The 16,745-nt window shown below is 58.2% G+C and carries 21 protein-coding genes and 1 pseudogene; 7 read left to right on the top strand and 15 right to left on the bottom strand.

Features of this window, described 5'->3' with window-relative positions; translation table 11 throughout:
• Positions 1 to 114 precede the first annotated feature (114 nt).
• The 5 genes from ACQRA4_RS07050 to ACQRA4_RS07030 all read left to right on the top strand — a co-directional run bounded on the left by ACQRA4_RS07050 (position 115) and on the right by ACQRA4_RS07030 (position 3,000).
• Complete coding sequence (locus tag ACQRA4_RS07050; protein WP_427822389.1) at positions 115 to 897, top strand: FliA/WhiG family RNA polymerase sigma factor; 783 nt, start codon at positions 115 to 117, stop codon at positions 895 to 897.
• 84 nt (positions 898 to 981) lie between these two features.
• Complete coding sequence (locus ACQRA4_RS07045) at positions 982 to 1,362, top strand: chemotaxis response regulator CheY (protein WP_427822388.1); 381 nt, start codon at positions 982 to 984, stop codon at positions 1,360 to 1,362.
• Between the two features lie 179 nt (positions 1,363 to 1,541).
• Positions 1,542 to 2,213 carry a flagellar basal body-associated FliL family protein gene (locus ACQRA4_RS07040; RefSeq protein WP_427822387.1) on the top strand — a complete coding sequence of 224 codons (672 nt, stop codon included), beginning with the start codon at positions 1,542 to 1,544 and terminating at the stop codon, positions 2,211 to 2,213.
• Between the two features lie 56 nt (positions 2,214 to 2,269).
• On the top strand, positions 2,270 to 2,581 hold the full coding sequence (locus ACQRA4_RS07035) for a hypothetical protein (protein WP_427822386.1): 312 nt from the start codon (positions 2,270 to 2,272) through the stop codon (positions 2,579 to 2,581).
• The gene (locus tag ACQRA4_RS07030; RefSeq protein WP_427822385.1) at positions 2,578 to 3,000 is read left to right on the top strand and encodes a hypothetical protein; all 423 of its coding nucleotides are present in this window, start codon (positions 2,578 to 2,580) and stop codon (positions 2,998 to 3,000) included. Before ACQRA4_RS07035 ends, ACQRA4_RS07030 begins: the two co-directional genes overlap by 4 nt.
• Positions 3,001 to 3,098: 98 nt before the next feature.
• Here ACQRA4_RS07030 and ACQRA4_RS07025 read toward each other — a convergent pair.
• The 14 genes and pseudogenes from ACQRA4_RS07025 to ACQRA4_RS06960 all read right to left on the bottom strand — a co-directional run.
• Positions 3,099 to 3,950: pseudogene (locus tag ACQRA4_RS07025) on the bottom strand (YifB family Mg chelatase-like AAA ATPase); the annotation flags it as partial.
• Between the two features lie 41 nt (positions 3,951 to 3,991).
• Positions 3,992 to 5,080: a tyrosine-type recombinase/integrase gene (locus tag ACQRA4_RS07020; protein ID WP_427822384.1), complete on the bottom strand. Its 1,089-nt coding sequence runs from the start codon at positions 5,078 to 5,080 to the stop codon at positions 3,992 to 3,994.
• A gap of 41 nt (positions 5,081 to 5,121) precedes the next feature.
• Positions 5,122 to 5,424 carry a hypothetical protein gene (locus ACQRA4_RS07015; RefSeq protein ID WP_427822383.1) on the bottom strand — a complete coding sequence of 101 codons (303 nt, stop codon included), beginning with the start codon at positions 5,422 to 5,424 and terminating at the stop codon, positions 5,122 to 5,124.
• Positions 5,421 to 5,906: a hypothetical protein gene (locus ACQRA4_RS07010; protein ID WP_427822382.1), complete on the bottom strand. Its 486-nt coding sequence runs from the start codon at positions 5,904 to 5,906 to the stop codon at positions 5,421 to 5,423. Before ACQRA4_RS07010 ends, ACQRA4_RS07015 begins: the two co-directional genes overlap by 4 nt.
• 2 nt (positions 5,907 to 5,908) lie before the next feature.
• Positions 5,909 to 6,400 (bottom strand): DNA N-6-adenine-methyltransferase, encoded by a 492-nt coding sequence (locus ACQRA4_RS07005; RefSeq protein WP_427822381.1) that lies wholly within the window; start codon positions 6,398 to 6,400, stop codon positions 5,909 to 5,911.
• Positions 6,401 to 6,444: 44 nt separating this feature from the next.
• On the bottom strand, positions 6,445 to 7,095 hold the full coding sequence (locus tag ACQRA4_RS07000) for a hypothetical protein (protein WP_427822380.1): 651 nt from the start codon (positions 7,093 to 7,095) through the stop codon (positions 6,445 to 6,447).
• Complete coding sequence (locus tag ACQRA4_RS06995) at positions 7,088 to 7,726, bottom strand: hypothetical protein (RefSeq protein ID WP_427822379.1); 639 nt, start codon at positions 7,724 to 7,726, stop codon at positions 7,088 to 7,090. The genes ACQRA4_RS07000 and ACQRA4_RS06995 overlap by 8 nt, the downstream gene beginning before the upstream one ends.
• 11 nt (positions 7,727 to 7,737) lie before the next feature.
• Complete coding sequence (locus ACQRA4_RS06990) at positions 7,738 to 8,025, bottom strand: hypothetical protein (RefSeq protein WP_427822378.1); 288 nt, start codon at positions 8,023 to 8,025, stop codon at positions 7,738 to 7,740.
• A gap of 575 nt (positions 8,026 to 8,600) precedes the next feature.
• On the bottom strand, positions 8,601 to 9,581 hold the full coding sequence (locus ACQRA4_RS06985) for a hypothetical protein (RefSeq protein ID WP_427822377.1): 981 nt from the start codon (positions 9,579 to 9,581) through the stop codon (positions 8,601 to 8,603).
• A gap of 1 nt (position 9,582) precedes the next feature.
• On the bottom strand, positions 9,583 to 10,389 hold the full coding sequence (locus tag ACQRA4_RS06980; protein WP_427822376.1) for a RecB family exonuclease: 807 nt from the start codon (positions 10,387 to 10,389) through the stop codon (positions 9,583 to 9,585).
• Between the two features lie 128 nt (positions 10,390 to 10,517).
• Entirely contained in the window at positions 10,518 to 12,092 is a 1,575-nt protein-coding gene (locus tag ACQRA4_RS06975) for a DUF4942 domain-containing protein (protein WP_427822375.1), read from the bottom strand.
• 289 nt (positions 12,093 to 12,381) lie between these two features.
• A complete protein-coding gene (locus ACQRA4_RS06970; RefSeq protein ID WP_427822374.1) occupies positions 12,382 to 12,687 on the bottom strand; it encodes a hypothetical protein in 306 nt (101 codons plus the stop codon).
• Between the two features lie 10 nt (positions 12,688 to 12,697).
• Positions 12,698 to 13,237 carry a pentapeptide repeat-containing protein gene (locus ACQRA4_RS06965; RefSeq protein WP_427822373.1) on the bottom strand — a complete coding sequence of 180 codons (540 nt, stop codon included), beginning with the start codon at positions 13,235 to 13,237 and terminating at the stop codon, positions 12,698 to 12,700.
• Between the two features lie 211 nt (positions 13,238 to 13,448).
• Positions 13,449 to 13,754 carry a DUF6948 domain-containing protein gene (locus ACQRA4_RS06960; protein WP_427822372.1) on the bottom strand — a complete coding sequence of 102 codons (306 nt, stop codon included), beginning with the start codon at positions 13,752 to 13,754 and terminating at the stop codon, positions 13,449 to 13,451.
• Between the two features lie 1,170 nt (positions 13,755 to 14,924).
• Between ACQRA4_RS06960 and ACQRA4_RS06955 the strand changes: the two genes are divergently transcribed.
• The gene (locus ACQRA4_RS06955; protein WP_427822371.1) at positions 14,925 to 15,260 is read left to right on the top strand and encodes a hypothetical protein; all 336 of its coding nucleotides are present in this window, start codon (positions 14,925 to 14,927) and stop codon (positions 15,258 to 15,260) included.
• Between the two features lie 151 nt (positions 15,261 to 15,411).
• Here ACQRA4_RS06955 and ACQRA4_RS06950 read toward each other — a convergent pair whose 3' ends face one another.
• On the bottom strand, positions 15,412 to 16,044 hold the full coding sequence (locus tag ACQRA4_RS06950; RefSeq protein WP_427822370.1) for a S24 family peptidase: 633 nt from the start codon (positions 16,042 to 16,044) through the stop codon (positions 15,412 to 15,414).
• A 459-nt stretch (positions 16,045 to 16,503) separates the two neighbouring features.
• Here ACQRA4_RS06950 and ACQRA4_RS06945 point away from each other — a divergent pair, with 459 nt between their 5' ends.
• On the top strand, positions 16,504 to 16,710 hold the full coding sequence (locus ACQRA4_RS06945; RefSeq protein WP_427822369.1) for a plasmid mobilization protein: 207 nt from the start codon (positions 16,504 to 16,506) through the stop codon (positions 16,708 to 16,710).
• The last annotated feature ends 35 nt before the right edge of the window (positions 16,711 to 16,745 follow it).

Below are 16,745 nucleotides of genomic sequence, written 5' to 3'. Positions count from 1 at the left end.
TTTGACAGGTTCATTTCTCCGTCGTCCGCCCGGGCGGGCTGAGGGCGGCGGCAACATTACAGGCATGCGGGCATGCCGGAGGAAGAAGAGGCACGAACCGGAAAGGAACGACACATGAAAACCGGCACAGCGCAGGTACAACAGGCCAGCCCCTGGGAAGCGCTCGAAACCGGCGCCACGGCCTGGGAAAATTTCTCCTCGGCTGAACAGGAGGATGTGGTTCGGCATTATGCGCCCAAGATACGCTTTCTGGCATTACGGCTCAAAGCCAAATTGCCCCGCAGCGTGGAACTGAGCGAAATGATCAGCTCCGGCACTCTCGGGCTCATGGAAGCCCTGGGCAAATTCCGGCCGCAGTTGGGCATTCGCTTTGAAACCTACGCGGAAAACCGCATCAAGGGGGCCATGCTGGACGAACTGCGCCGGCTGGACTGGTTCCCCCGCTCCCTGCGTCAGCGCGTGCGCGTGCTGGACGAGGCTTTGCGCAAGGTGGAGCATGAACAGGGCCGCCAGGCCACCGAAGAAGAGCTTCAGGACATCACCGGCCTGGAGCTGCGCGATGTGCGTCAGGGGCTGGAAGCCCTGCAGAACCAGCTATGGCTCTCTCTGGACGCCATTCAGGATACTCTGGCCGGCGAAGGGCCGGAAAGCGGCGGCGCGCCATACAACAATACGGCCATGCGCGAACTCGTGGAACGCGTGGTGCCTCTGATAGAGCGCTTGACGCCCAGAGAAAAGCTGGTACTCTCGCTATATTATACCGACGAATTAAATATGCGTGAAACGGCCGAAGTCATGGGCATCACCGAAGGGCGCGTTTCACAGTTGCATTCGCAGGCCCTGGGCCGCCTGCGCAAGGAATTTGTCAGCCTGTACGGCGACTCTGCGGAAATGTAGCGGAAACGGCCAGACGGCTCTGCACCGCGGCATGCGCGCGTCAGTGTTCGCCGCTTCGCCCGGATCACCGAAGGAGTATGCATCATGCCTTACAATCCCAATATGCGCGTTCTCATTGTGGATGACTTTTCCACCATGCGCCGCATTGTGCGCAACATTCTGCGCCAGCTCGGCTTCAACAATGTGGTGGAGGCCGACGACGGCACCACCGCCTGGGAAATACTCAACCGTGAAAAGATCGAATTCATCGTTTCCGACTGGAACATGCCCCAGATGACCGGCATTGAACTGCTGCGCAAGGTGCGCGCCAGCGAGCAGTTTGCGGATATTCCCTTTCTGATGGTCACGGCCGAGGCCCAGCAGGAAAACATCATCGAAGCGGTGCAGGCCAGGGTGTCCAATTACATCGTCAAGCCCTTCACCGCCGACACCATGAAACAGAAGATCGACAAGATTTTTCCGTAACGCGGCCCGGGCCGCACGGGCCGCCTTGGCGCAAACGGGCCATTTTTCCGGCCGGCGCCCCGGCCCCTCACGGCGCGGCCTGACGGCATTCAGAGCGGCGACGTGAGGGCGGCGGCTGGTCAGACCGCGGGGCGGCGCGGGAAGCGCCGCGTTTTTTCGGGCCATCCGGGAGCATGCTCGTGGCAGACGAAACTGATCTCAAAACTCCCCCCGGGGATGATACGCAGGTTCGCCCAGGGCCAGACCCCGGCCAGACCAAGGTGGAACTTGATCTGGACGACGCCCCCTTTCTGCAGATGCCGGAAGAGAAGGCCCCCGCCGTGCGGGAGAACGACGCCCCCGCCCTGCCTGAAGTTGACGACGCCCAGGCCGGCAACAGCAAAAAGAAAAAACTGACCATCATTGCCGCCGCGGGCGCGGCCCTGCTGCTGATTCTGGGCGCGGCCGTCTGGTGGTTTTTTCTGCGCACGCCTCCGCCCCCCCCCCCCGCGCCTCCCGCGCCGGAAGTCATTGTGGTGCCTTCCAAGCCCGCCACGCGGGCCGACAGCGATTATATCAAGGAATTTGCGCCGTTTCTGGTGCCCGGCGTCGACGCCAAGGGCGAAACCCGCTTTCTGATCTGCAAATTTTCCACCCTGAGCAAGCAGGACGGCCTGGACAAAGAGATGGATCACAAAATGATCTCATTGCGTGACGCCATCTACTACTATCTGCGGAGCAAAAGCGGCGACTATCTGATGGACGCCAGAAACGCCGCAGCCATCAAGCAGGATCTGATCCCCGTGCTCAACGATTATCTGAACCAGGGCAAGATTGAAGATATTCTGCTTGAAAGTTATCTGAATGAATAAGGGAAAGTTGTCGTCCAAATAATGAGGGCGTTCCAGAGAACGTCCGGGGAATCGCCATGAGCGTTGACGCCACTATGGCCGTGCTCTACGCCCAGACGGGGCTGGCCGCGCCTTTGGCCAATGCCGCCGTCGTGGCCCCCCAGGCCTCGCTGGCCATGTCGCGCGTTCTGGCCGCGGAAATGGCCCGACAGGAACAACAACAGATCGAAAAAACGGAAAAAACCGAAGAACCCAATATCTCGCCCGACGGGCGCGGCGGCGCGCGCTTCGGCAACCGTCGCCGCAGAAGGCCGCCGCGCGAGGCCGAAGGCGATGAGCCGCGCGTCTCTTCGCCGCTGGTGGGCAATCTGCTGAACGTCAAGGTATGAACGATACGCTTTTTTTCACGCTGATTATTGCCCTCTCCCTGCTGGAACTGCTTATCCTGGGCGGGGTGCTCTTCTTTTATCTGCGCCTGCGCCGCTCCGAGGGCCTGCTCAACACCCTGCAGGACAATCAGGAAAATCTGCTGGCCCGCATTGAAATGAACGCCCGTCTGGAGCGGGAAATCGTGGCCACCTTCGCCCAGCGTCAGGCCGAACTGCGCAGCCTGGACGAAAAGCTGGAGGAACGCGCCCAAGAGTTGCGCCGCCTGCTGGAGCAGGCCGAGGGCATCTGCCGCTCGCCGCAATTTTTGCGTGAAATCATTCTCAACGGCCGCCGCAAGGGCCTTTCCAGCCGTCAGATCGCCCGCAACGCCGGGCTCAGCGTGGATGAAGTGGAGCTGATTCTGGCCCAGAACCCCTGACCCGCAGCCCCGCGCGGCGCGAGCTGCAAACGCGCGACAGTCCGGGCGCGGGGCGCTGCGCTCGCGCGCCGGGCTTCAGCATGGCGGGCAAACGCGCGTCAGCGCTCCGCGCCGCCGCGATCCAGCACACGCAGGGCCACGGCCTCAGCCAGATGCTCCTGCCGGATGCGCTCGTCACCCGCCAGATCGGCAATGGTGCGGGCCAGGCGCAGCACGCGCGTGTATGCCCGCGCGGAAAGCCCAAGACGGCGCATGGCCGCCTCCATCAGGTTGTGGCCGGCGGCATCCAGCGCGCAATGCCGCTCCAGCGGGCCGCCGCAAAGTTCCGCATTGCAGCGGATGGCAAGCCCGGCAAAGCGCTCTGCCTGCACGGCCCGCGCGGCCAGCACCCGTTGCCGCATCCGCGCCGAAGAGATGCCGCCCGTTGCCGCGCGCAGCTCCGCATACGGCACGGCGGGCACTTCCACATGCAGATCAATGCGATCCAGCAGCGGGCCGGAAAGTTTGTTGCGGTAGCGGGCCAGTTGTTCGGGCCGGCAGGTGCAGGCATGCGCGGGGTCGCCCTGATAGCCGCAGGGGCAGGGATTCATGGCCGCCACCAGCATGCAGGCCGCCGGGTAGGTGACGCTGCCCGCCGCGCGGGCCACCGTCACCACGCCGTCTTCCAATGGCTGGCGCAGGGCCTCCAGAGCGGCTTTGCCGTATTCCGGCAATTCGTCAAGAAAGAGCACGCCGCGATGGGCCAGGCTGACCTCGCCCGGGCGCGGCTGCCTGCCGCCGCCCACCAGGGCCACATCCGACACGGTATGGTGCGGCGAGCGGAACGGCCGCGCCGAAACAAGCCCGCTTTCCGGCGGCAGATGGCCCGCCACGCTGTAAACCTTGGTGACTTCCAGCGCCTCTTCAAACGAAAGCGGCGGCAGAATGCCGGGCAGGCGCTGGGCCAGCATGGCCCATCTGTACCGCTTGTATCATTGTGTAATTACACAAGTTATTGATACCCATCGCTTTGGGCACATGCATTTTGGGCACATATTGGCACGTCAGGGAGTGATTCAACCGCAGCTCTTTTTTGTTTATCCATGACGTATTGATAGTGCGTTAAAAGCATTGTCGGATTACTGTGCCCCATAAGGCTTGCCACTGTCCCCACATCTACCCCCGCTGCTACCAGCTCAGTGCCGAAAGCATGGCGCAGATCATAAGGACGGATGCGGCGGATAATTCCTGCTCGGCGTAACGTGTTATGCCACGCATGCCAAATCCTACGGATAGGGCCGTTCTTATAATGCACAAGATAAATAATGCCTTGCGCGGCATCTTCTGCTTGCCACTGACGAAAAATTGGCAGCAGGCTACGACGGATAGGTATTTCCCGCCAGGGCGCGTTAGGGTTCTTTTTCGCTCCATGGACGCGTACAACACAGCGTTCCAAGTCTACATCAGACCATGTTAGCCTCAATAGCTCGCTTTCTCCCACGCGTACACCAAGTTGCGAACCGATAACAATAACGCGCTTAATATGCGGTGATGCACTGTTGAGTATTTCCCGTATTTCTTCCGGCGTTGGCGGGATGAATTTTTCATATTTTGCCGGAGGCAATTTAGGGAAATCTATGTGTCCGCAAAACATTTCAGTCTTGCACCAGTTTAAGACAGTTCTCAGTACCTTAAGATACTCACGCACGGTTACAGGCTTTACATTCCATTGCAGCATATCTAACATGACAGTTTCAATGTCTTTGCGTGATACTTCATTGATAGGTTTCATACCTATTTTTAACAAAGGATAACGCATACATTTCATTTGCCATTGTAATCCTGTCTTGCTAAACTGTTTTTGCTTGAGGTACAGCAGGTATGCACCCTCCAAGGTAAGAACGGTCTGTTTTTCCTCTGGCTCTTCTTCCTCCTTTTTGAACGATTCCCTCTCAAAGCGAATGCGGTGCTTGATGAGGGAATCGTACTTTTTGGCGTCCTCCTCGGTGAGGAAGTTAGCGCACTCCCGCTTTTTGGTCAGCGGATTGTTCCAGTAGCACTGCCACGGCAACGCGCGGCCCTTTCTGTACCGGATGGCCATGATGTCTCCTCCATCATGCGCCAAATGTGCCCGGCAACAGGCTACTGGACGCATGGTCCTTGGGTCAATTGGTAAATGTCGTTGATGCTCATGTTGGTGAGCGATACGGCTGGCGCATTTGTCTGTTTGGCCGGGCGTCTCTCTTTGACTTTAGGTTGAGCTGCCTGATGCATATCAAGCATCGTCTGGCGTACCGCTGATTCCAGCCAACGCGGCCCACGGCTGCGGCCAAAGCCGAAATCAATGGGATGCACGCCACGTTCCGCCAAAATGGAAGCGGCCACACCGGGGGAAGTCCCCAGCATGGCCGCGATGTCAGCGCGCCGTAAAAGTCTGTCGGTCATGCCGCCTCCTCATAGATAGCCGTGCCGTCCTCATCCATGCCGGGTTCCAGCTCCCGCAACTTTTCGGCCAGAGTGTTGACCGTCTGACGCAGATAGCGCCAGTGCTCTTTTCCGCGACCGCGCGTATAGACCGGACAGGTGTTGCAGGCATCCTCCACAAAGGTAAGGGCCGCCCAGATCAAGGCGGCCCAGCGACGGAAACGGGTTTCGTCCGGCATATCCTCTGTAATCATGTACCCCTGGAGGACGCGAAACCTCTTGTCCAGATCACGCTTGGCCCCTGCGGACAGTTTTTTGGAGCGCGTTTGCCGGGCGCAGGCCTCAATCCACCGGCTGATCTTGCCCAACTGCCGCTTGAGCGCTGTGCCGCAGTCTGCCGCTGGCCGAAATACTTCGAGGCAGGCTTGTACCGCCGTCAATGCGAGCACACAGCGTGTGTGCTGAACGCCGGGGGTAGGGTAGTGTTCGGAAGGGAATTTCATGTTTACCTCAAATTGATAAGAGCACCCGTGAGTGCCCTTTCCTTTTGCGCCCGATACAGCCGGGAGCTATCTTCCGGCGAATACGCCACCAGGCATGACGGCGCATTGGCCGTCCCTCCGCGTTCGCCGGAAACGCGATGGAAGCGTAAACGGCCACGAAAAAAGAAGATGGCATGCGCCTTGGCCCATATCTGCTCATGGAAGCCCTGCGTCTCCGTGCGCGCGAAGATCAGTGCGAGACCACTGCCATGCGCTGCCAACCGGGCCAGCCAGTGGAACGTCTCCCGCCCATAGGGCGGATTGAGCCAGACGCGGCCCTCCCACGGCTGCGCCATGCCGTCGTCGAGCTTGGTGTAGTGCCGGGCGGCCATATCCCATGGCCGGACGACGGGGGCGGCAGGGTCAAGATCGAACGGCCCAAGTGCCCGCAGGATTTCCGGGGGAGTGAGCCATTCGGCGGAATTGTCCGTGTTCGTGTTGAAGCTGCGAGCCATTGATATTACTGCATTATTTTCGAGGGGGGCTATCATTGATTGCATTACTCCTCCACGCGCTCGAACTCCACGGCCCAGACCCAGGGATTCGCGTCCCAGCCCAGGCCGAGCTTGGCGTAGAGGGAATCCCAGAGGTGAGCATAGATGCAGCGTGTATCTTCAACGCACAAATCGTAGTGTTTGGCCGTGGCGCAAAGAGCGGACTCGTTGAAACTCCCATCGAGAGCTTCCATTCCTTCGGCCCATGCGTCTTTCTCACTGATGTCCTGCACTCGCTCCACGTTGATGTCGTTGATTTCGAGCGTGATGCGGGAGAGTGCGCGGGGCATGTGGATGGAGGGCGTCCAGCGCTGGCGCATTCCCTCGCTGTCCACAGGTTCGAGGGAAATGCCGTCTGCACGGTACAACGCTTTGGGGCGAGGCCAGCCCTCGCTCGGATAGTATTTGTAAAACGTCTCCTTGACCCATAGCCGGTCGCCAGGTTGGCCGATGGGGCAATACTGCCGCATGAAAAGCGGGCCAAAGTAATCAGCCCATGCGACTTCGCGTCCATAGCCCGTCCATACCCAACGGGGAGGACGTGCGTTTGGATGCCAGACGGGCTGTGGCTTCACCGGCCTTCGCGTCTGCGTTTTCTGGCCGCACAGGATGGCGCGCACCATGCCGTCGGAAAAAAGGATGGGACGCTCAGTCATTGTTCTCCTCCACGGCCTTGCGGGCGGCTTCGCGTAGCTCCGGTACTTCCCGGATGTGCTTGTCCGTGCCGTCAAGCTGGTCATGTTCCCATGAGCTTATTTCCCGCGCCAGCCAGTCCGCCTCTTTTTCGAGACGCGCTGCCCTTATGACTGCCGGGTGCTTGGGGCATGTGCCATCATGCGCCTTGGCATCCTCTATGGATTTTGATTCATACCCGCAGTAGGGGCATACCGTGCCGAGCTTGATCGGCTTTATATCTTCGCCCATGGCAGCACTGACCGCATCAGTTGCCAGGGAGATAGCCACCTCTGCTACCTGATCCAGCCGCATGTTCCGCAGCCGCTCAATCTCCTCGCACATGGCAAGGACCATGCCGGGGTGCAGGGCGGCGATGTAGGAGGCTGTGGCGGCTTGTTCCTTTTCGTCTACATACTCATGATATTCGCCATCATTCAGGTCACAGACAAAATCATTGCGACACCCGTATCCATAGGTACGTTCCACGACCGGCTCATAATCTACATAGACGCCGAACCCATCGACGTCGGATTTCCATGGCCCCGGCGTGGCCTTCTGCGCCAGCGTCTTGAGGCGAGACAGGGCTTCGGGGGAAAGGTCGATGTTATTCATTGTACACCTCATCAAAAGCGCGGGCATTTTTTGCCGAATGGGTTGTGTCCACAGGAGGGGGTATCTTCGCTGCACATATCACACACCTCATCTCGGATAGCATTGAGGCGTGGTTCCAGTTCCTCCCATTTGGCAGCTTTTTCCTTGTCGTCTCGCAATGCGCTCGCGCAAAAAACAAGCTGGGAGGGTTTATGCCCGCACGGAAGTCGAGCATCGGGAGCAAAGAGGTCGATCCCCACGATTTCCTCCCCAGAGAATATCCTTTCGCATTTTTTGTCTTGGCAGTAGCAGATAGCCATCTGAGGTCTCCTTCAATCACTTGGCGATACATTTTGCGCGTCTGGATTTGAGAGCGGGGGCGCGGGTCGGATACGAACCGACATTCCACCTGGTTTTACGCGCGCAACTACCGTCTAGTCCGCGCCTCCGCTCAATCCTCCCCGCGTCCGGGGACGCGGGAAGTCAGAGGGGAGGAGAGATTGATGCCGGGCAACAACGCCGCCCGGCGGGCTACCCAGATGTGGGGATGGCGCCCCATGTGCTAAGGTTCGATACACACCCCGTTACACTCCACCCCGGCTAGGATCTCGCCAGGGTCTCCACGGCGGCGGGAGCGGATTTGTTACGCATCTCCCTGACGTCAAGCACGCGCACGTCAACGTACCGCACCAGACGCCGGCAGAGAGGGTGCGGACGACAACATTTTGACCGTTGGCAAAGTTGTCCAGAGTTGAGGTTTTTACGGACGGCGATTCGTTGCCGAAGAGTTTTGCCTCGCCAATGGTCAGATCATCGATGTTCATTGGTTCTCCTTATGATTGAATGATTTTTGCCCGCCTGTTATGCCGGGCGGGCGCGGCGTTGGGAGGAAGATTCAGCGCTCGGGGCATCCGTCGCGTTCGGGACAGTGGAAGCAATCCTCGTCTTCCACCAGAGCGCCGTCCTTACGGGGGCAGGGGTACTGGCGTTCGGTCGCAGCGGCCTTCGGTTCCGGCGCCGGCTGTGGAGCGGCGGACGGCTCGTTTTCGGCGGGGGCAGCCTCCTTCTTTCCGGAGACAGGGGCGGCGCGCTTGCCGGAAGCCTTGTTCCGTTCCGATTCGGCCCTGGGGGATTCAGATGCAGGAGCAGCCTGCGGCGGTTCCGGCGCGGCCGGTTCTTCCCAAGCTGGAGTTTCCGTCCCTGGCGTGGGCCGCACGTCATCCAGCGTCATGGTCTCGCCGGAGTGGACAGGCTCCACGGTGATAACCGCGTCGCGCGCTTCCTCGACGGTCTGGAGGCCCATTGCGATTTCCGGCGCATAGGCGCGGACGAACCAGGCGGCGGCGCGGTAGCGCAGCATGAGTTCCGGCATGGACTGCCACTTGCTCGTTTCCTTGCCGAATTTGTCTTTTTTGCTGTACCAGCCTTCTTTCTTGGCGAGGCCGATGGTGATCCGCGGCCCCACAAGCCGCTCCTTTGTCGCCAGTTCGGTAGCAACCGCGCGGCATCCCCACTCGTCCTGGCCTTCCTCGCCCTGGAACTCGTAGCGCAGGGCGGAAAACTTGCCGGACTGGTTGAGCGTGGCTATCAGGAACTGCGCCGACCATGCGGGGCGGCCATGCACCACATACAGGTTCTGCATGACCATGAGCGGATTCGCGCCCATGCGCAGGGCCATGTCCAGGGCGATGACGCAGTTTCCCCGGCTGGTGTAGTCCTTCTCGCCCTTGCTGCGGTACACTTCCGGGACGATGCTGGACGCGCTGAACAGGTTTGCCATGCGCTGCATGGCTTCAAAGCCCTTGAGCGTGTCGAAGCCCACGGACACGGCCGGTGCGGTGTCCTCCTGAATCCGGGTCAGGGTTGTCTGGCTCATATCACTTCCTCCAGCGGCAGCCGGCATAGGCCGGGCAATACTTGGGGTTACAGAGTTGCGAACGCGGGTTGCCGTAAAAGTCTCCTCTGTGCAGCATGTTGGCGGCATGGCGCAAAAGGCCGGGACTTTCGCCGTCGTCCAGCAGGACGTCGCGGGCGGTCTGGATCGTGCCGACCCCTGCCCTGCGGCCCTTGTCCGTTTTGGCGACTTGCAGGCCGATGATCTGGGCCGGGGCATCAATGGGACGGCCAATGGCATGCCCGGCAAGGATCTCATAGACGGCAAGCTGCGCGGCGTGGCCCTGCGTTTTGACAGTGCCGTCAGCAGCCACGGCGGTCTTGCCGGTCTTGATGTCGGCAATGCCCAGACCGTCCTGGGTCGCGCGCACACGGTCAACAGTGCCGGTGAGCGTCAGGCCGATGTCCGTGAACGTCAGGCTTTCGCAGGCGGCTTCCACGGCCACATAGTCCTGGCGGGGCGCAATCTCGCGGCAATACAGCCCATGCAGCGGCAGGGCCATGCGTTCCACTTCGGCGGCGGAGGTGTCTTCCCAATCCACATCCTCTGACGGCTTTTGCAGGGCATCCACCACGGCCCCGGCGCATTCGTCGGCGGAAAGCGGATTGCCATCGAGGCGGCTCTGGTCAAAGAGCGCAGTCCCGGCATGGACGGCTGTGCCAAGCTGTGCTGCGGCCGAACGCGGCAGGCGCAGCCTGCGGATATGTTTGGCTTCCCAGCGGGCCGGACAATCGAAGAGCTCGCCCAGGGAGGATGCACGGACGGACAGCTGATTACAGGTGTTGCTCACTGTTCCCGCCCCCTGCCGAAGACTTCCACGGCAAGGCCAGAGGGGCACCAGTCAGCGTTTGCGCAGTCCATTGACACGTGCGGGCATTGGCTGCAAAAACGGCACACGTTATACCTCCTTGGATTGCATTATTCCGCCTGCCCCACCTGTGCATATCCAGTCAGAGGCAAGCCGTACCTGTCAGCCATGCGATTCCTTCGGCGCTCGTCCTGATGTCTGGCCTTACAGTCATCCGGAAGCCAGTTTTTCCCCTTGGCCGCTTCGAGATTGAAACGTTCCCAGAGGCCAGTATCGCGGAAAACGAAATGAGCCGTGCCCTTTTTAAAAATGCGGATGTGAAAGTAGTCACTCGACACCTCCACACCCGATGCGTGCTCCCGGCACTCCCGGATAAGGCTTTGGATGGCGTCAATGATGGTAATGCTGACTTGCTCCAGCCGCTTGCCTTCCAGCGATGCCATTGCCCTGTCGAGGTCTCGCAGCTTTTCGGAATTCGAAAAGCTCAGGGAGAAGTGCCCCCATTCAAACGATACGATATACGGCAAGATGAATTTTTTGTTCACTCGCCACGCATCATTTGTTTTCCAGCCTTCGGCAAGGAGGCGATTTTCCTTATGAAACTCCGTCAGGTAGTCGAAGGCATCCAAAACGCATTGCCGCAAAATGGCATGGCGGTTGGAGAACAGCGTTTCGATGAGTACCGCGATGTTCCGCTCGTTGAACGCCATACACATATGCTGGTTTCGTAGTTCGTCGAAGTCCTTCCGGATGCGAACCGACATCAACGATTCGGCCTTTGTCATCTTGAATACGCGGTTCCAGGCGCAATTTTTCAGTCCCCGGACGAAGATATTGTAGGCATCCTCCTGAGCCTCATAGGTCAGGCTTCCGGAATCCATGAGGCGGCAGACAGCTTCCCCAAGCGCTTTTGAGCTCTCAGAGCTGGTGGAAATGATGCGGGAGTAGTGCGCCAGGACTTGCACAGACCGGGCAACGTCCATGAAAGCTTCCCGCGCGTGCTGATACGCCAGCACGAGGTTGGCCGCCATGTCTTGCGTGGCTATCTCACCGGCCAGCGGATCTTTCGCGTCGAATGTGGGAGTCGCCTCCATTTCCAGCCCATCGGCAAATTGAAACTTCGGCTGTTCCGCCGCCTTGTGTAGATGGACGAGGGACACCCGAACAGATGTTTTGCGCTCGGCCTCCTCGAAGGAGGATCCAAGGTGCTCTACCTCGCCGTGGGCCTCAATGATGGCCGCAAGCTGTTGGCGTTGGCTGGTATGCAGGTTGAGAAGCGTCTGCTCATTGAGGAGGCAGAGGACATCCCCATGTGGCAGGATTTCCCAGGCGTGGAGCAGGTGCTGTGCGCCCTCACGGAAGGGCGGATTCATCAGAATGAGATTGTACCGCTCATCCGGCCAGAAAGTCAGGAAATCAGACGCTATGACCGTAAATCCCTTGCCTCGAAGAGCGGCCTGCAACTCAGGATGTATCTCGACACAATGGACGGTGTGTGCCATGCGCTCCACGGCAAAACGGGAATACCTGTCTCCCCCTTGATGCCGTAAAAATGCTTCAGCCAAGTCGCCCTTTCCGGCGCTCGGTTCCAGCAGGCGCGCCTTGTGGATTGTTCCAATGTCCAGACGCGCCAACATTTTTTGGGCAATGTCCGGGGGGGTGGGATAAAATGAATCGCTATACATTCAAATGTCTCCTTGCATCGCACCGCCCAGCCACGCCGAACTGTGCCTGCCGCTTGTCCTTTTCCCGCGCGGCTTGCCACAAGCGCATGACCTCATGGACATCATGGCCGCAGAACCGCCCGCATCCCCCGCCAGGCAGGGGAAGGTAGCCGACGACCATACGGCGTAGCCGAGGCTTAAACTGAATAATCACGGCCACAACGCCACCTCCAGAAAATTTGAGGCCGCCCACACCATGACGATGAGGACGGCCATGCCGTAGCCGCGCCAGTTGCGGAGCGGGGATATTTCAGCCCACATTTCTCGAGTCCTCGGCGTCGCGAAGAGTGGCGAGGAAGTCTTCAGACGCCTCGAATGCCGCCGCGTGCTGCCGGCAGTGGCTTTCCGGCCCCAGCAGGACGAGGGAACCGTGCCCGGCGTCCGCCTCGATGGCGTAACAACCACAGAGGCCGAATTGGCGCAGCGGTGAAATGCCCATATCCGCCGTGGTGGCGGTATCCCAATACTTGCAGTTGCCGCAGGTCATCTCATCCTTGTCCAGGCCCCAGGGCGGGATGGGATTGGTATCGTGGTGGAGAGTTGATTGCATCAGCATGGCTATCCTCCTATTCCCCGATTTTTTTGATGTCATTCCGGTATTCGCAAAACAGGTCGCTGACGGCCATTGTCTGGATATGCTCCATAGCCTCGCGCACGCCGCCGGAACACTGCGTCACGTTTAGTCGCGTGACGTGGAAAAGGAGCTGAGCCACAAGCCGATCATCAGCTTTGACGTCTCTGCTCCCGCACCAAAGCGGCCAGCAAGAAAAATCCAGGTTGGCGTTGCTCAGGTTGGCGTTGCTCAGGTTGGCGTTGCTCAGGTTGGCGTTGCTCAGGTTGGCGTTGCTCAGGTTGGCGTTGCTCAGGTTGGCGTTGCTCAGGTTGGCGTTGCTCAGGTCGGCGAAGCTCAGGTCGGTGTAGCTCAGGTTGGTGCCGCTCAGGTTGGCGTTGCTCAGGTTGGTGCCGCTCAGGTTGGTGCCGCTCAGGTCGGCGAAGCTCAGGTCGGTGTAGCTCAGGTCGGCTTTTTCGCCTTCTTCCCCATCCGATTGGAGCCATTTCGCATGACGCTGCAAAATGGCAATTTCATCTTTGGTCAGTTCGCGCATGGTAAATTCCTCCATTCCCCGCCGCCACCTGAGTGGCGACGAGTGTGGAAGAGGCAGCGGGGCTGCCGGATTGAGGGGGCAAAAGAAAAGGCCCCCTGGTTGGGGGCCGGGATTGACGCCCTGTCTTTTGGACTAGCCGTCGCCGTCGCCGGAGCCGGAGCCGTTGCCGTCGCCGGAGCCGTTGCCGGAGCCGTAGCCGTTGCCGGAGAAATCAATCAGCCTGGACAATGGGGGCCTCCATGATACTATTTTTCGCATCGCCCTTGATAGGCATAATTTCGATGGCCTCAAGCCACACCTGATCCACCGGAGCGGCGATCTTGCTTTTTTCCTGGGTGATGCCGTAGCACACCACGCCGGACAGGCTGATGCTCTCCTTGCACCACCAGCGCCACATGCGGCGCGCATCGGTGAGGATCACTTCCTTCCCGCATTTTTCGCGAAGCGTGCCGCACCAGACACCGGCCGAGTATGTATTGTCAAAAAGCTCTGGCCGGTGTCCCGGCCCCGTTCCCAACCCGGAGGGCTCCGGGCTGGTGCGGGGTCAGGCGCTAGACTGTCAACCTTGAGGGGGCGTTAGCCCCATACCAATCATCCTCTCCAAGGATGAGAATCCGCTTGCATTTTGATTTTTGGAGTTTCGCAAGCTCGTCTGGAGTGACGGATTGTATCCATGCCCGGCGAAATACCCCCATGTCGTAGTGGTAAATGCAGACCCGGATCATGTGCTAGCCTCTCAATTCATCAAGATGAAATTTTTCCGCTCTCCGACAGGAGAGCACTTTTCTGGTTGTCGAACTCTTTTGCAGGTTGTCACCCCGCGGGGTTCTGCGAATGCGTCACATAACGGGACGCGGCGCGCGCAATGTGGAAATTATACGGTCTTCCTTTTATACAAAGCGCACAATGAGCTCAACTTACCGACCCACCAACACAACTCGGCCTCTCGTTCATCGAGACGGAGACACGCTATGGGATTTTTGTGCCATATGCGACTGATATTCATTGTCTGATGTACTGCACGTAATTCCTCATTTGCGTCTTCAAGTGCTGCTGAAAAAATCTCGTATTTTTCTGCATTAAACATCGTATTTTCACCTGCTTTGTAAATTTTCGTTCCATTCCCACCACCTTGCCGCTGTCAGTAAGATGGTGGTGTGAAACAAAAATTTGTCGGTTTCACGGGCTGCTCATTCACGGCGTCTACCCGTGGTTCTGTTGGCAGCCCAGAGCCTTCAACTCCTTTGATCCACCTCGCCCCTTCCTGCCGGGCCAGCTTGCTTTCTGTCTTCCACCCCTTCCCTGCCGTCGCGTCGCTTCCCGCTGCATCCGGGCTTCGTCGGGCATCCGCCCTCCGCCCTGACCGCTTGCGCGTTGCCGTGCTCGGTACTTGTGGGGTCGCCTCCGGGGTCCGGCTTGTGGCTACTCCGGCCCGTGGGCCTTGTTCGCCGCCAGTCCCCGTTGGCAAAGTCAGAATAGCGAATGCGCTATAATATTGCAACAAGTTTTTAGCAATTAAACTAAAAAATAGATAAAAATATTTGCAATTGCGCTAATTGCTCAATAATATAAGGGTATTAAATTTATTGCTAATAGCCCGGTCAGTGGGCACAAAAAGCCCCGCGCGAAGCGGGGCGGTCAACGGGCACAAAAAAGCCCCTCACGGGGAGGGGCAAAGGAGTCAGTCATGCCGTGGATTGAAACAGAAAAGCCATTAATACCCATGTTCGGAAGCGATATCACCAGTGTTGCAAGTTTCAGGTGCAGTCTTACGGGCCGCATCCGCTATCTGGCATTCGTGAGTGATGAGATTTATCTTCGCAAAATGCGACCTGATCTCCTTCGCAAGCTCCGCGTCAGAAATACTCCCCGCCTTTTCCACAAGCGGCGCAAATTGCGCAATATGGAAAATATAGACTTCCGGCGGGTAAAGGGTGGAGCCTTGTCGTATGTGGCCGGATTTATACGCCGCAAAATATTCTTTCCATTGTTCAAGGCCAGCGGACACAAGAGAGGAAACTAATCTCCTGCGAGTTTCCTGCCGCTGTGTTATATATGTTACAATTGCAACCGACATAGCGCCAATAACAGCCCCGGCAAGCCCACATATAGCCGCAATGTATTCTGACCCCATCATTTCTCCCGCACGTCCGCCCACCAAAATCACGCGGCTGCTACACCACCCGCCCGAACCAGCGGACACGGCCATAGACGCGGAACGTATTGAAGTCATCCCCCTGTACATCAATATCCGGACGTTCCTTGTTTTCAGAACAAAGCCGCCAACCATTAGGAATTTTGGCAAGGCGCTTAACCATCAGGGCATCACTCAACCCCACCACAAAGATATGCCCATCACGCAACTCTTTACCCTTTTCGGATTCATCCACTAAAATAGTGTCTCCCTCCCGAATTAAGGGTTCCATCGAATCGCCCGCGACGCACATCAGGACGCTTTTTTCAGGGTGGATATGCTCGCGTTTTAGAAAACTCTCACGAAAAGCATACTGCCCTGTCACCTTTCCGGACGTAACCAGGCTTTCACCAGCCCCGGCGACGGCGCGAACCTTGGGGATCATTTCAAACTGCTCTAATTCCTCATCGGGCAATACGATTTGGCCCCCCAGTTTTTCAAGCCAGTCTACAACAGCTGAAAAACGAGTATCCGCACCATCTAAAAAGCCGTAGAGCTTCGTGGCGGTGGTTTGCCCAAGCCCCAGATATCTAGCCATTTCGGTTTGGGTGGAAAAACGCTTTCCCTCGCCAATAATGGAGTTGAAATATTTTCTAAGTTTTTCAGCAGCCATAATATTTCTACCTTTTTTCTAGATTCTTAGCGTATGCGCTAAAATCTGGCAAATCGCCCATTTACTTTTTGGGCTTGTTTTTATGTAGTGAATAAACTAAGATTTTGCTATGAATATTAGCGAGCAAACAAAGATTTTCCTCCGGGAATCGAAGTGGAGCCAAACTCGGCTTGCCGCTGAGATTGGAGTCAATGTCATATCGCTCAACAGATATCTTCTGAGACAGAAGAAAAAGAGTACTGGGGAGCGATTGGCCGAATTCCTCATTGAGCGAGGAGCAATAGCCACCCCCACCACGCCGCCCGAACCCGGGCAGGGCGAAGGGGGCGGGGATGCCGCGTAGCTTCATCGCGCTTTACGGCTGGGAGCCTGTCGCGTGGTTCGTCGTGTCCGTGGCGGCATTCTTCGGCGCGCTGGTCTGTCTGTGGCTGTACGCAGCAGGCAAGGGGTAGCCTGCTCATGGCTGAAAAACGGGAACGGGCGCTAAATTTCCGCTGTTCGGAAACAGAGGAACAGGAATTTCGTGAAGCTGCGGACATGGTGGACATGTCGATCTCCTCCTTTTTGCGGCTGGCGGCGAAGCTGGGGGCGGCGCAGCTTGCCTGTTGCCCGGAGCTGCGCCGCATGGAGATAAAGCATGTGCCATGTGCTGGGAAAAGTCAGTAATATCTTTGTATTACTAGGGTATGTCTAGATAATGC

Source organism: Desulfovibrio sp. SGI.169 (assembly GCF_050313595.1).
Lineage (GTDB): Bacteria > Desulfobacterota > Desulfovibrionia > Desulfovibrionales > Desulfovibrionaceae > Desulfovibrio.
The sequence above is the reverse complement of the archived record's forward strand: the minus strand, read 5'-3'. Positions and strand labels throughout refer to the sequence as shown.

Bases quoted from the DNA above. Each gene is read 5' to 3' on its own strand.
- ACQRA4_RS07050 (WP_427822389.1), top strand. From the start codon at position 115: ATGAAAACCGGCACAGCGCAGGTACAACAGGCCAGCCCCTGGGAAGCG.
- ACQRA4_RS07045 (WP_427822388.1), top strand. From the start codon at position 982: ATGCCTTACAATCCCAATATGCGCGTTCTCATTGTGGATGACTTTTCC.
- ACQRA4_RS07035 (WP_427822386.1), top strand. From the start codon at position 2,270: ATGAGCGTTGACGCCACTATGGCCGTGCTCTACGCCCAGACGGGGCTG.
- ACQRA4_RS07030 (WP_427822385.1), top strand. From the start codon at position 2,578: ATGAACGATACGCTTTTTTTCACGCTGATTATTGCCCTCTCCCTGCTG.
- ACQRA4_RS07020 (WP_427822384.1), bottom strand. From the start codon at position 5,080: ATGGCCATCCGGTACAGAAAGGGCCGCGCGTTGCCGTGGCAGTGCTAC.
- ACQRA4_RS07015 (WP_427822383.1), bottom strand. From the start codon at position 5,424: ATGACCGACAGACTTTTACGGCGCGCTGACATCGCGGCCATGCTGGGG.
- ACQRA4_RS07010 (WP_427822382.1), bottom strand. From the start codon at position 5,906: ATGAAATTCCCTTCCGAACACTACCCTACCCCCGGCGTTCAGCACACA.
- ACQRA4_RS07005 (WP_427822381.1), bottom strand. From the start codon at position 6,400: ATGGCTCGCAGCTTCAACACGAACACGGACAATTCCGCCGAATGGCTC.
- ACQRA4_RS07000 (WP_427822380.1), bottom strand. From the start codon at position 7,095: ATGACTGAGCGTCCCATCCTTTTTTCCGACGGCATGGTGCGCGCCATC.
- ACQRA4_RS06995 (WP_427822379.1), bottom strand. From the start codon at position 7,726: ATGAATAACATCGACCTTTCCCCCGAAGCCCTGTCTCGCCTCAAGACG.
- ACQRA4_RS06990 (WP_427822378.1), bottom strand. From the start codon at position 8,025: ATGGCTATCTGCTACTGCCAAGACAAAAAATGCGAAAGGATATTCTCT.
- ACQRA4_RS06985 (WP_427822377.1), bottom strand. From the start codon at position 9,581: ATGAGCCAGACAACCCTGACCCGGATTCAGGAGGACACCGCACCGGCC.
- ACQRA4_RS06975 (WP_427822375.1), bottom strand. From the start codon at position 12,092: ATGTATAGCGATTCATTTTATCCCACCCCCCCGGACATTGCCCAAAAA.
- ACQRA4_RS06970 (WP_427822374.1), bottom strand. From the start codon at position 12,687: ATGCTGATGCAATCAACTCTCCACCACGATACCAATCCCATCCCGCCC.
- ACQRA4_RS06965 (WP_427822373.1), bottom strand. From the start codon at position 13,237: ATGCGCGAACTGACCAAAGATGAAATTGCCATTTTGCAGCGTCATGCG.
- ACQRA4_RS06955 (WP_427822371.1), top strand. From the start codon at position 14,925: ATGCCGTGGATTGAAACAGAAAAGCCATTAATACCCATGTTCGGAAGC.
- ACQRA4_RS06950 (WP_427822370.1), bottom strand. From the start codon at position 16,044: ATGGCTGCTGAAAAACTTAGAAAATATTTCAACTCCATTATTGGCGAG.
- ACQRA4_RS06945 (WP_427822369.1), top strand. From the start codon at position 16,504: ATGGCTGAAAAACGGGAACGGGCGCTAAATTTCCGCTGTTCGGAAACA.